At 71.0% G+C, this 12,841-nt stretch carries 11 protein-coding genes; 6 read left to right on the top strand and 5 right to left on the bottom strand.

Annotated elements, in window-relative coordinates; genetic code table 11:
- The first annotated feature begins 22 nt into the window (after nt 1-22).
- The 5 genes from pstS to Q1K33_RS14720 all read left to right on the top strand — a co-directional run bounded on the left by pstS (nt 23) and on the right by Q1K33_RS14720 (nt 5,334).
- Nucleotides 23-1,138 carry a phosphate ABC transporter substrate-binding protein PstS gene (gene pstS, locus Q1K33_RS14740; RefSeq protein ID WP_300405279.1) on the top strand — a complete coding sequence of 372 codons (1,116 nt, stop codon included), beginning with the start codon at nt 23-25 and terminating at the stop codon, nt 1,136-1,138.
- A 112-nt stretch (nt 1,139-1,250) separates the two neighbouring features.
- Nucleotides 1,251-2,237 carry a phosphate ABC transporter permease subunit PstC gene (pstC, locus tag Q1K33_RS14735; RefSeq protein ID WP_300405277.1) on the top strand — a complete coding sequence of 329 codons (987 nt, stop codon included), beginning with the start codon at nt 1,251-1,253 and terminating at the stop codon, nt 2,235-2,237.
- A gap of 4 nt (nt 2,238-2,241) precedes the next feature.
- Nucleotides 2,242-3,315 carry a phosphate ABC transporter permease PstA gene (pstA, locus tag Q1K33_RS14730; protein ID WP_300405276.1) on the top strand — a complete coding sequence of 358 codons (1,074 nt, stop codon included), beginning with the start codon at nt 2,242-2,244 and terminating at the stop codon, nt 3,313-3,315.
- 70 nt (nt 3,316-3,385) lie between these two features.
- Nucleotides 3,386-4,165 (top strand): phosphate ABC transporter ATP-binding protein PstB, encoded by a 780-nt coding sequence (gene pstB, locus Q1K33_RS14725; protein WP_300405274.1) that lies wholly within the window; start codon nt 3,386-3,388, stop codon nt 4,163-4,165.
- A gap of 131 nt (nt 4,166-4,296) precedes the next feature.
- The gene (locus Q1K33_RS14720; protein WP_300405272.1) at nt 4,297-5,334 is read left to right on the top strand and encodes a hypothetical protein; all 1,038 of its coding nucleotides are present in this window, start codon (nt 4,297-4,299) and stop codon (nt 5,332-5,334) included.
- Between the two features lie 91 nt (nt 5,335-5,425).
- Here Q1K33_RS14720 and Q1K33_RS14715 read toward each other — a convergent pair whose 3' ends face one another.
- The 3 genes from Q1K33_RS14715 to Q1K33_RS14705 all read right to left on the bottom strand — a co-directional run bounded on the left by Q1K33_RS14715 (nt 5,426) and on the right by Q1K33_RS14705 (nt 9,391).
- Nucleotides 5,426-6,430: an inorganic phosphate transporter gene (locus Q1K33_RS14715; RefSeq protein WP_300405270.1), complete on the bottom strand. Its 1,005-nt coding sequence runs from the start codon at nt 6,428-6,430 to the stop codon at nt 5,426-5,428.
- 4 nt (nt 6,431-6,434) lie between these two features.
- Nucleotides 6,435-7,055 (bottom strand): DUF47 family protein, encoded by a 621-nt coding sequence (locus Q1K33_RS14710; protein ID WP_300405268.1) that lies wholly within the window; start codon nt 7,053-7,055, stop codon nt 6,435-6,437.
- A 110-nt stretch (nt 7,056-7,165) separates the two neighbouring features.
- On the bottom strand, nt 7,166-9,391 hold the full coding sequence (locus Q1K33_RS14705) for an RNA degradosome polyphosphate kinase (RefSeq protein WP_300405266.1): 2,226 nt from the start codon (nt 9,389-9,391) through the stop codon (nt 7,166-7,168).
- 81 nt (nt 9,392-9,472) lie between these two features.
- On the opposite strand from Q1K33_RS14705, the gene Q1K33_RS14700 reads away from it, so the two are divergent.
- Nucleotides 9,473-10,498, top strand: coding sequence for an alpha/beta hydrolase (locus Q1K33_RS14700; RefSeq protein ID WP_300405264.1), 1,026 nt, complete (start codon nt 9,473-9,475; stop codon nt 10,496-10,498).
- An 80-nt stretch (nt 10,499-10,578) separates the two neighbouring features.
- Here the strand turns inward: Q1K33_RS14700 and Q1K33_RS14695 are convergent, their stop codons facing one another.
- Nucleotides 10,579-11,310 (bottom strand): hypothetical protein, encoded by a 732-nt coding sequence (locus Q1K33_RS14695; RefSeq protein WP_300405262.1) that lies wholly within the window; start codon nt 11,308-11,310, stop codon nt 10,579-10,581.
- On the bottom strand, nt 11,307-12,841 hold a 1,535-nt coding region (locus tag Q1K33_RS14690), incomplete at its 5' end, for a hypothetical protein (RefSeq protein ID WP_300405260.1). The genes Q1K33_RS14690 and Q1K33_RS14695, both read right to left, overlap by 4 nt.

The raw sequence follows: 12,841 nt of genomic DNA, 5'->3' as shown, positions 1-12,841 counted from the left end.
TGACTCATGAGGAGAAACCGAAGTGAAGATCACTTCTGCGCGCCAGGCCATCGTGCCCGGCATTGCGGTACTTGCCCTTGCTCTGACCGCCTGCGGCGCCGACAACGAGGACGCCGCTCCGTCTGGTGGCGGCGAGGGCACCGAGGCTGTCGAGACGGGCCTCACGGGCACCCTCTCGGGCGGCGGAGCCTCCACGCAGCAGGCCGCCATGGGCGCCTGGGCCGTGGGCTTCCAGGGGATCAACCCCGACACCACGATCAACTACGACCCCATCGGCTCCGGTGGTGGGCGTGAGCAGTTCATCTCGGGCGGCTTCCCGTTCGCGGGCTCCGACGCCTACCTGACCGACGACGAGGGCGAGCTCAGCGCTGCCGAGGAGCAGTGCGGCGGCACCGTCATCGAGGTCCCCAGCTACGTCAGCCCGATCGCCGTGGCCTACAACCTCCCCGGCGTCGACACGCTCAACCTCGCCCCGGAGACCCTCGCGGGCATCATGGCCGGCAAGATCACCACCTGGGACGACCCGGAGATCGCCGAGGAGAACCCCGACGCCGACCTGCCCTCCGAGCGGATCAACGCCGTTCACCGCTCCGACGAGTCGGGCACCACGGAGAACTTCACCGACTACCTGACCGCCGTCGCCCCCGACGTGTGGGACGCCGGTGCGATCGAGATCTGGCCGACCGAGTACGGCGGCGAGGGCGCCAACGGCACCTCCGGTGTCGTGCAGACGATCACCAACTCCGAGTTCTCCATCGGCTACGCGGACGCCAGCCAGGCCCAGGCCCTCGGGCTGGCCAACATCGGTGTCGGCGACGAGTTCGTCCCGCCGTCGGCCGAGGCCGCCGCGCAGATCCTGCTCGCCTCGCCCCCGGCCGACGTCGCCACCGACACGCAGCTGGTCTTCGACCTGGACTTCGCGACCGAGGAGTCCGGCACCTACCCGGTCGTGCTCACGTCGTACCTCCTGGCCTGCCAGTCCTACGACGACGCCGAGACCGCTGCCCTGGTCAAGGGCTTCGTGACCTACGTCCTCAGCGACGCGGGTCAGGAGCAGGCGGCCGCCGAGGCCGGCTCTGCTCCGCTCAACGACGACCTGCAGGCCCAGGCCTTGGAGATCGTCGACGCGATCAGCTGAGCTGATCCCCGCACCACCCACGAGGTCGTGAACGGGGTCGGCGGCTTGCCAAGCCGGCCCCGTCACGGCAATCGTGATGTCCGACCGTTCAGCATCTGAGGAAGAGACAACTGTGGCTGGAACAGTCCAGGAGAGCCCGACCGAGCCGGACCCGGGTGGACCCGGTGGCTCCGTCGTCACGACCGACGACGGAGGATCCACGGGTCGCGTCGGTGACCGGGTCTTCGCCGGCCTGAGCGTCGGATCGGCCGTCCTGATCGTCATCGTCCTCGCCGGCGTCGCGATCTTCCTGCTCGAGCAGGGCCTGCCCGCGCTCGGCAACAGCGGTGAGTCGGCCTACGGCAAGGACAACATCTGGGCGTACGTCGGCCCGTTGCTGTTCGGCACGCTGCTCGCGGCCCTGATCGCGATGATCATCGCGACGCCGCTGGCCATCGGGGTCGCCCTGGTGATCTCGCACTACGCGCCGCGCCGCATCGCCACCGCCTTCGGGTGGCTGATCGACCTGCTGGCCGCGATCCCCAGCGTCGTCTACGGCCTGTGGGGCATCAACTTCCTGGCCCTCAACCTGGTGCCGGTCTACAACTGGATGGGCGACAACCTCGGCTGGTTGCCGTTCTTCGAGGGCCCGGTGCCCAACTCGGGACGCACCATGATGACCGGCGGCATCGTGCTCGCGGTCATGGCGCTGCCGATCATCACCGCCATCTGCCGCGAGATCTTCGCCCAGACGCCGAAGATGCACCAGGAGGCCGCGCTGGCCCTGGGCGCCACGCGCTGGGAGATGATCCGGATGACGGTCTTCCCCTACGCCCGCTCGGGCATGTTCTCCGCCGTCCTGCTCGGCCTGGGCCGCGCGCTCGGCGAGACGATGGCGATCGCGCTGGTGCTGCCGCCGAGCGTGCTGGTCTCGCTCAACCTGATCACCGCCGAGGGCGCGTCCTCCACGATCGCGGCCAACATCGCCAACAACTTCGGCAACGCGTCCGGCTCGAAGGTCGACACCTTGATCTTCTCCGGCCTCGTGCTGTTCGTGATCACGTTCGCCGTCAACTTCCTCGGCCGCGCGATCGCGGCCCGCGGACAAGTGAAGGGCTGAGCCGATGACCGACCTCACCACGACGCCGAGCACCTCCGACGCCCTGCCGCTGCAGGCACCGAGCCTCCCGCGCTACGGCACGATCTTCGCCATCGTCTTCGCCATCGCCGTCGGCGCCCTGGTCAGCATGGTCATCGGCGCCGGCTCCGTCGCCGCCTTGGTCATCGCCTGGCTGGCGCTCGTCGTCGCGCTGCCCCTGTGGTCCCTCGCGGTCGAGGGCGGACGCAAGGCCGTCGACCGCGTCGCGACCCTGCTGATCTGGTCGACGTTCGGCCTGGCGATGATCCCGCTGGTCTCGCTGATCTACACGGTGGTCAGCAAGGGCTCGGGCATCCTGTCCGGGCAGTTCTTCAACAACTCGATGCGCAACGTCCTCGGCGAGGGCGGCGGCATCTACCACGCCATCTTCGGCACCTTGATCGTCACCGCTCTGGCCGCGGCGATCTCGGTCCCGATCGGCATCCTGACCGCGATCTACCTGGTCGAGTACGGCAAGGGCAAGAAGCTCGCGCGGGTGATCACCTTCCTGGTCGACGTGATGACCGGCATCCCCTCGATCGTGGCCGGGCTCTTCGCCTACGCGCTGTTCGTCCTGATCTTCGGGCCAGGCGTCCGACTCGGCATCGGCGGGTCGGTGGCGCTCTCGGTGCTGATGATCCCGATCGTGGTGCGCTCCTCCGAGGAGATGCTCAAGCTGGTGCCCGACGAGCTGCGCGAGGCGTCGTACGCCCTCGGGGTGCCGAAGTGGCGCACGATCGTGAAGGTCGTCGTACCGACCGCGATCGCCGGCATCGTCACCGGTGTCACCCTGGCCATCGCCCGCGTCGCCGGCGAGACCGCGCCGCTGCTGATCATCGCCGGCTTCACGACCGACACCAACCTCAACCCGTTCAGCGACCGGATGACCACGCTGCCGGTCTACATCTTCCAGTCGATCGCCTCCCCGCCGGGGCTGTACCGACAGGAGTACGAGGACTACGCCTGGGGCGCCGCGCTGACCCTGGTCACGATCGTCATGCTCCTCAACGTGCTCGCCCGCGTGATCGGCGCGGTCTTCGCACCCAAGTCCGGTCGCTGAGCCGCCGTACCGCCCCGTTCTGCCCTAGCGTTGCCCCAGCAGAGACTCTGACAGCAAGGAACACCACACCATGGCCAAGAGCATCGACGTCTCCGACCTGAACATCTACTACGGCGACTTCCTCGCCGTCGAGGGTGTCAACATGACGATCCGTGCCCGCTCGGTGACCGCGTTCATCGGCCCGTCCGGCTGCGGCAAGTCGACCTTCCTGCGCTCCCTCAACCGGATGCACGAGGTGATCCCCGGTGCCCGCGTCGAGGGCAAGGTCATGGTCGACGGCCAGTCGCTCTACGACCCCGGCGTCGACCCGGTCTCCGTGCGCCGCCAGATCGGCATGGTCTTCCAGCGGCCCAACCCCTTCCCGACGATGTCGATCTACGACAACGTCCTGGCCGGCAAGCGCCTCAACGCCAAGCGGCTGGGCAAGAAGGCCTCCGACGAGCTCGTCGAGAAGTCGCTGCGCGGCGCCAACCTGTGGACCGAGGTCAAGGACCGCCTCAACAAGCCCGGCATGGGTCTCTCCGGCGGCCAGCAGCAGCGCCTGTGCATCGCCCGCGCGATCGCCGTCGAGCCGCAGGTCCTGCTGATGGACGAGCCGTGCTCGGCGCTCGACCCCATCTCGACGTCCGCGATCGAGGACCTCATCCACGAGCTGAAGTCCGACTACACGATCGTCATCGTCACCCACAACATGCAGCAGGCCGCCCGCGTCTCCGACGAGACCGGCTTCTTCAACCTCAAGGCGACCGGCGAGCCCGGCCACCTGGTGGAGTTCAACCCCACCAAGAAGATGTTCTCCAACCCCGACGAGGAGTCGACCGAGGCCTATATCTCGGGTCGTTTCGGCTGATCCGGCCGCCAGTCGAGATAGTCCCTGACGAAGTGGCCCCTCCCGACGTCGTGGAGGGGCCACTTCGTCGGTTCTGAGAGGCCTGTGGAGAGCCGGCGCCGCGCCACGTGCTCTCGGGCCACCATGGACGCATGTCCAGCTCGCCCGATGCCGCGTCGCTGCCGCCCGGCCTGGTGCTGCCGGTGCGCTGCGGCCCCGGAGGTCCGAGTCGCAAGGCGGCGCGCGGGCCCCACTGGCGTCGCACGAGCCACGGCTTCTACGTGCCGGCCTCGGTGACCGACGACGACGTACGTCAACGCATCGTCGAGGCGTCCGTGCTCGTCCCGCCCGGTGGTGCCATCACGGGCTGGGCCGCGCTGTGCTGGAGGGGAGGCCGGTGGTTCGACGGTCGGACGGCCTCCGGCAAGCGCCTGCCGATCACGATCGTGTCCGGCACTCGCGACATCCGTGGGCAGCCGGGCATGCGCCCGAGCGGGGAGGGACTCGACCCGCGGCGTGTGCAGGGGGTCGACGGCATCCTGGTCACCGACGCCTGCTTCGCCGTGTCGTTCGAGATGAGGTACGCCGCCAGCGACCGCGCCGCCGTCGTGGTGCTCGACATGGCGGCCTACTCCGACCTGGTCTCCGTCGACGAGATGGCGACCTACCTCGCCACCCAGAGCGGGTGGACAGGGGTGCCTCGCGCCCGCCGGGCGTTGGCGCTGGCCGACGAGAACAGCTGGTCGCCACCCGAGGTGGACCTGCGCCTGGTCTGGAGTGGACCGGGCGGCAGACCCCGCCCGGTGTGCAACCGACCGGTCTTCGACCTCCGCACCGGAGCCCACATCGGGACCCCCGACGTCATCGATCCGGTGGCCGGGGTCGCGGGGGAGTACGACGGGGACCTGCACCTCGTGCGCTCCCAGCGCGACCACGACCTCCGACGTGAGGGGGCCTTCCGGGGCCGCGACATCGAGACCGTGACGATGACGGCGCCGGACCGACACGACCCGTCGGCCTTCCTGCAGCGACTCGACACGGCGTACCGGCACGCGGCGCAGCACCCGGTCGATGAGCGGACCTGGACGCTCGAGCAACCGCCCTGGTGGACGCCGTCGCACACGGTGGCGCACCGGCGAGCGATGACCGAGCGCCAACGGCGGCGCTTCCTGGGCCACCGCGCGGCGTGACGGGTCCCTCGGCTCCCTCAGAACCGACGAAGTGGCCCCTGGACGCGCCGATCAAGGGCCATTTCGTCAGGGACCGTCTCGGCGGGCCCGATCAGGTCGGGACGACCGCCGCCAGCACGACGTACGACGCCGCGGCGGCGAGGCCGGCCATCGGGAAGGTGAGCACCCAGGCCGTGACGATCCGGCGCGCGACGACCCACCGCACGGCCGTGAACCGCTTGGTCGCGCCGGCCCCCATCACCGAGGAGGTGATGGTGTGCGTGGTGGAGATCGGCGCCTCGAAGGCGTACGCCGTGGTGTAGAGCACGGAGGCCGCGACCGACTCCGCAGCGAAGCCGCGGGCGGGGTCGAGGTCGATGATCCGGCGTCCGAGGGTGCGCATGATCCGCCAGCCTCCGGCGTAGGTGCCGAGCGAGATGGCGGAGGCCGCGGAGAGGATCACCCACAGCGGGAGGCCGTCGTCGGCGCCGACGTACCCTCCGGCGAGCAGCGCGAGGAAGATGACGCCCATCGTCTTCTGGGCGTCCTGCAGGCCGTGGCCCAGCGCCATCGCGGCGGCCGAGAGGGTCTGGGCCAGGCGGAAGCCGCGGTTGGCGCGCGAGGGGTTGGCGCGGCGGAAGAGCCACATGATCGCGATCATCGCCGCGAAGCCGAGGCCGAAGGCGATCACCGGGGAGAGCACCATCGGGATCACGACCTTGTTGACGACCACGTCCCACTTCGCGGTCGCGCCGGCCGCGAGCGCGGCCCCCACGAGACCGCCGATCAAGGCGTGGGAGGACGAGGAGGGCAGGCCGTAGTACCAGGTCAGGAGGTTCCACGCGATGGCGCCGAGGAGTCCGGCCATCACCACGACCAGGGCGTCGTTGCCCACGCCGGGGTCGATCGTCTCCGAGACGGTCTGGGCGACCTTCTGGCCCAGGAAGGCGCCGATGAAGTTCATCACCGCCGCCAGGATCAGCGCGATGCGGGGCGTCAGGGCGCGGGTCGAGACGGACGTGGCGATCGCGTTGGCGGCGTCGTGGAACCCGTTGGTGTAGTCGAAGGCCAGCGCGATCACGACGACCGCGATGACGATCGTCAGGGTGAGGGACAAAGCCTCAGCCTTCCTTGACGGCGATCTGCTCCACGATGTTCGCGACCTTCTCGAAGGCGTCGATCGCGGACTCGAGTGCCTCCACGATGTCCTTCAGCTTGAGGACCTCCATGGTCTTGTACTCGCCGGAGAAGAGCTGAGCCAGGATCTGGCGGTGGTTGCGGTCGCCGGTGTTCTCGAGCCGGTTGACCTCGATCCAGTACTCGTCGAGCGACTTCATCGAGCGCAGGTTGGGCATCGCCGCGGCCGTCAGCTCGGCGCACCGGGCAAGCACCTCCACCTGCTGGGAGAGCGCGGCCGGCAACGTCTCCACCTCGTAGAGGAGGATCAGGTCGACGGCCTCGTCCATCTCGTCCATGACGTCGTCGAGCCCCGAGGCGAGGGCGTAGATGTCCTCACGGTCGAACGGCGTGATGAACGTGGTGTTGACCCGTCGCACGATGCCGTGGGTCGTCTCGTCGGCGTCGTGCTCGGCGGCGCGCATCCGCTTGGCGACGTCCTCCTTGGCCGAGCCCTCGGCCGCGAGCATCTCGGCCAGCAGGCCGGACCCGACGACGAGGTGCTGTGCCGCCTCGGTGAAGAGGTCGTAGAAGGCCGCATCGACCGGCTTGAAGCGCAGACCCACGTGAACTCCTGATGAGGCGAAGATGAACCGCCGAACATGCTAGAGGGTCGGGGCCTCGACCCCTCACGGCCGGGCACCGGATGCCGCACGATGGCCGGGCGACGAGCCGCTCAGGACGTCGTACGGCGCCGCCGCTGGCCCTCGATGAGCGACTCCTGCAGGTGCACGGAGCCCTCGTTGCTGGCCCAGCTGCCGTCGCTGCCGAGCACCCACGCGCGGGTGTCGTCGTCGAAGGCGGTGTCCAGCATCGCGCCCACCGAGGCGATCGAGTCGGGGTGCGGCAGCCGCACCAGCACCTCGACGCGGCGGTCCAGGTTGCGGTGCATCATGTCGGCCGAGCCGATCCACGCGGTCGGCTCGCCGCCGCCCTCGAACCACGCGACCCGGCTGTGCTCGAGGAAGCGACCCAAGATCGAGCGGACGGTGATGTTCTCGGACAGGCCGGGTACGCCGGGACGCAGCGCGCAGATCCCGCGCACGAGGAGCTCGACCTTCACGCCCTCCTGCGAGGCCAGGTAGAGCGCGTCGATGATGCCCTCGTCGACCACCGAGTTGGCCTTGAGCCGTACGCCGGAGGGTCGCCCGGCGGCGTGGTGGGCGATCTCGGCGTGGATCTGCTCGACGAGCCCGGAGCGCACGGAGTCCGGCGCCACGAGCAGGTGCTCGTAGGAGGCGTTGCGCGACCAGCCGCTGAGGTTGTTGAAGAGGTGGGCGACGTCCTCGCCGATCGCCTCGTCGGTGGTGATCAGCCCGAGGTCCTCGTACATCCGGGCGGTCTTGGAGTTGTAGTTGCCGGTGCCGATGTGGGTGTAGCGCCGGATCCCGTGCCCCGAGCCGCCCTCGTCGCGCACGACGAGCGCGAGCTTGCAGTGCGTCTTGAGCCCGACGATGCCGTAGACGACGTGACAGCCGGCCTGCTCGAGCTTGCGCGCCCAGCGGATGTTGGCCTGCTCGTCGAAGCGCGCCTTGATCTCGACGATCACCAGCACCTGCTTGCCGGCGTCGGCGGCGTCGATGAGGGCGTCGATGATGGGGGAGTCGCCGGAGGTGCGGTAGAGCGTCTGCTTGATCGCCAGCACGTGCGGGTCGGCGGCGGCCTGCTCGATGAAGCGCTGGACCGAGGTCGCGAACGAGTCGTAGGGGTGGTGCAGCAGTACGTCGTGGCGCCGGGCGGCCTTGAAGACGTCCACGGGTGCCGACGACTCGACCTCGGCCAGCCGCTGGTGGGTGGTCGGCACGAATGCGGGGTACTTGAGCTCCTCGCGGCTGAGGTCGGCGATGCCGTGCAGCCCGCGCAGGTCGAGCGGCCCGGGCAGCCGGAAGACCTCTTCCTGGGAGATCCCGAGCTCGGAGACGAGCAGGTCGAGCACGGCGTCGGAGATCGACTCCTCGACCTCGAGGCGCACCGGCGGGCCGAAGCGACGCCGCAGCAGCTCCTTCTCCAGGGCGGCGAGAAGGTTCTCGGCGTCGTCCTCCTCGACCTCGAGGTCCTCGTTGCGGGTGACCCGGAAGGTGTGGGCCTCGAGCACCTCCATGCCGGGGAAGAGCCGCTTGAGGTGGGCGCTGATGACGTCCTCGAGCGGCACGAACCGGGCGCCCTTGCCGGCACCGGCGGCCGCGGACAGCGGGATGAAGCGGTCGAAGGTCTGCGGCACCTTCACCCGCGCGAAGTGCTCCTTGTCGGACTGCGGGTCGCGGATCACCACCGCGAGGTTGAGGGAGAGCCCGGAGATGTAGGGGAACGGGTGCGCGGGGTCCACAGCCAGCGGCGTCAGCACCGGGAAGATCCGGTCGCGGAAGAGCCGTTTGCAGGCCTTCTGCTCGTCGCGGTCGAGGTCGTCCCAGCGGACCAGCTCGATGTCGTGGGCGACCAGCGCCGGCACGATCTGGTCGCGGAACAGCCCGGCCTGGCGCGAGCTCAGCTCGCGGGTCGTGGTCCAGATCTGCTCCAGCACCTCGCGCGGCATCAACCCCGAGGCAGCCCGTACGGCGAGCCCGGCGACGATGCGTCGCTTGAGACCGGCGACACGCACCATGAAGAACTCGTCCAGGTTGCTGGTGAAGATCGCCAGGAACCGCGCCCGCTCCAGCAGCGGCTGGCTCTCGTCCTCGGCGAGCTCGAGCACGCGCTGGTTGAAGCGCAGCCAGGACAGCTCGCGGTCGAGGAAGCGGTCCTCGAAGCCCTTGACCGCCGCGACCAGCTCGGGGTCGGGCTCGTAGATCGCGTCGACCTCGTAGGCCTCGTCCGGCACACCGGTCGAGGACTCCACGCGCGCGGTGCCCGAGGCTCCCGAGCTCATCGACGTGCCGGTGCCGGGGACGATCTCCAAACTCATGGAGTCACTCTGTCACCGTCATGTGAACAGCGGGAGACACAGTCGTCCGCGAACCTCGACCCCAACCGGTAGGTTGCCCCGGTGAGCCTCACCGACCGCGTCGAAGCCCTGTCCCTGCGCCTCACGATGGGCCTGCCCGAGGTCGTCCAGCGCCGCCTGGCCGGCGCCCCGATCGTCCTCGACGGCCAGACCCTGGCGCCGGAGACCCAGCTGATGCTGCGGCTCAAGAAGCTCGCCCGGCTGCCCTCCGCCGAGCGGCTGCCCGTGCCCCAGGGCCGGGTGGTCGTGGAGCACGAGGCGGCGATGGCGGGCGGCACGCAGCCGATCGGGTCGGTGCGTGGCCTCGCCGTCGGCGACCTGCCTGCCCGCCTGTACGTCCCCACGACCGCGGCCCCGGAGCCGGCACCGCTGCTGGTCTTCTTCCACGGCGGCGGCTTCATGTACGGCGGCCTCGACTCCCACGACGCCACGTGCCGGCTCCTGGCCGAGCAGGCCGGCGTCCGCGTCCTGGCCGTCGACTACCGCCTCGCACCCGAGCACGCGTTCCCGGCGGCGCACGACGACGCCTTGGCGGCGTACAGCTGGGTCGTCCAGCACGCCGCGTCGCTCGGCGCCGACCCGCAGCGGCTCGCGGTCGGCGGCGACTCCGCCGGCGGCACCCTGGCCGCCGCGACGGCCATCGCCGCCGCTCAGGAGGGCCTGCCGCTCGCCTTCCAGCTGCTCGTCTACCCGGCCGTCGACGCGCGCCGCGCCACCCGGAGCCTGGAGCTCTTCAGCCAGGGCTTCTACCTGACCTCGGAGTTCATGGCCCTCGCCAACGAGAGCTACGTCCCCGTGGTCGCCGAGCGCGACGACATCCGGATCTCACCGCTGCGCCACGACGTCCCGGCGGGGCTCGCGCCGGCATACCTCTGTACGGCGGGCTTCGACCCGCTCCGCGACGAGGGGGAGGCCTACGCGCAGGCCCTGGTGGCGGCGGGTGTCGAGGTGCAGCTGCACCGCTTCCCCGACCAGATCCACGGCTTCTTCAACATCGTCGGCGTGGGACGCCGCTCGCGCGCCGCCGTCCTCGAGATCGCCGCGGCCCTCAAGGCCGGTCTCGCCTGACCGGGGCCGACGGACGGTGGTCGAGGTGCGAGGAGCGCCAGCGACGAGGCTCGAGACCCCGAGACCCCGAGACCCGACCGCTACAGCCCCGGCCGGTACCGCCGCAACAACGCCATGAACTCCTCCGGGTCGACCATCGTCGCGTCCACGTCGAAGGGGTCGAGGGCCCGGCGGTAGAAGCGCACCCGCCAGTGGGTGTCGTCGGTGTCGCCGGAGACCTCGAGGCGCGTCGTCTCGTTGGTCAGGTCGAAGGCAAGGGCCTGGTCGCCCCGCCGGACCTGCACGACGCCTTCCTCGACCCACACCTCGACCGGGACCACTCGCGTGCGCCACGCGGCGCGGGCCAGCAGCCCGGAGGCGAGCAGTGCGCCGAGGCTGAACAGGTTGAGGAACCCGTTGTTGGCCAGCGACAGCAGGGCGACGAGGAAGACCGCCGCGGCTGTGCCGGCCAGGGCGATGGGGAGCAGGATCGGGTCACTGCCGTCGGCAGAGCGCGCGATGCTGCGCGGACCGCCACGATCCTCGCTCGGGGCGCCGCCGTCGCCGGCGAGGGACCTCGGGGCGGCAGTCAGCCCGGTCTGGTCGAGCAGGGGGAGGCGTCCGGCGTCGGCGTCCGGCATCCCGGCCGCGGCGAGGCGGGCGCGGGCGTGGCCCAGCTCCTCGGCGAGCTGCTCGGCGATGTCCTCGGCCTCACGCACTCGCCGGCGCAGGGAGTCCCGCTCGGCGCGGAGTGCGGCGAGCTCGGCGGGATCGGTGGGCTCGGTCGGCCCAGAGGGCTCGGCGTCGCTGGACTCGGAGGCGGGGACGCTCACAGGTCGGGCCGCCACTGCCGCAAGGCCTCGGTGAAGAGCATCGGGTCGACCGAGCCGGCGTCGACCTCCAGCGGCGACAACCCGCGCCGCAGCAGGCGGACCGCCCAGTTGGCGTCCCCGGGGGAGCCGACCATCTCGAGGTCGGTGGCGTCGGTGGACAGGTCGAAGCTGTGCTGCGCGTCGCCGAAGACCAGCGTCAGCATGCCCTCCTCGGAGAGCGTCACCCTGCTGGAGCGGCCGATCCGGCGGTAGGCGAAGAGCGCGGCGAGGAACGACGCCACGCCCAGGCCGACTCCGAGGGGTACGTCGAGCGTCCCGCCGAGGGCGAAGGCCACGATGGCCGCGACGCCGGCCACGGCAAGGAGCGCGCCCACGAACCCGGACCCTCCGCGCCGTCGCGCGGAGTACGGCTCACGGCTCGCGCCGCTGACGGTGGCGGTGCGTACGACGTGGGCGGGCAGCCCCGCAAGGGCCTCTCGCTCGGGGGTGGAGACGGTGGCCGGCTCGGGGTCGGGCTCCGGCTCCGGGTCCAGCTCCGGGTCGGGCTCGGGCTCGGGGTCGGGCTCCGGGTCCAGCTCCGGGTCGGGCTCGGGGTCGGGCTCGGGGTCGGGCTCCGGCTCCAGGTCGGGCTCTGGGTCGGGCTCTGGGTCGGGCTCGGGGTCCGGCTCTACTGGGGGCTCGGGAGCGACATCGGGCTCCAGCTCGACCTCCTCGTCCTCCACGCCGGTCGAGGTGTGAGGAGCCCCTGGGCGAGGAGCCTCGAGACCTCGCGACCCGATCGCCGGCACGGGGGGCACCACGACCTCGCTCCAGGAGGGGCCCTCGGCCGGCGCCTGCTTGCCACGGACGCGGCGCCAGGCGCGCGAGAGCGCCGAGGCCGGCCCGGCAACGACTGCAGGACCGTGGTCGGGCAGAAGGTCGCTCGCCCGGACCGTCAGCCGCTCGGCACGCGCCTCGGCGTCCGGCACCGGCTCGGGGTCGGGCTCTGGCTCGGCGACGACACCCTCGTCCTCAGGCTGCTCCTCGACGGCCTCGACGGCCTCGACGGCCTCGACGGCCTCGACGGCCTCGACGGCCTCAACGGCCTCCTCGGCCTCGGCGTCGTCTTCCCGGCTGGTCGAGGTGTGAGGAGCCCCTGGGCGACGAGCCTCGAGACCCGGTGACTCGTCCTCCGGCGTCGGGGACGCCGCGGCGTCGATCTCGGACCCGTCGTCAGTGTCGACGTCGTCCACGGTCGCAAGATCGCCCCCAGCCTCCGTGACCTCCTCGGGAGCGGCCTCGTCGAGCTCGACGGCTTCGACCTCCAGCTCCTCGACGGACACCTCGGCGACCACGGCCGCAGCGGCCTCGGCCTCCGCAGCGGCCTCGGTCTCGGCGGAGTCCTCCGCCTGCGCCGCGACGTCCACCTCGGCGACCACGTCCACCGGCGCGGCGGCGACGACCGGCGCCGCCGGCGGCTCCTCGCCCCGGGCCAGCGCCAGCTCCTGGCGCAGCGCCAGCACGGTCTCGGCGGCCTCGCGGGCGGCGGCCT

The organism is Nocardioides sp. (genome assembly GCF_029937575.1).
In the GTDB taxonomy this organism is placed as follows: Bacteria; Actinomycetota; Actinomycetes; order Propionibacteriales; family Nocardioidaceae; genus Nocardioides.
The sequence above is the reverse complement of the archived record's forward strand: the minus strand, read 5'-3'. Positions and strand labels throughout refer to the sequence as shown.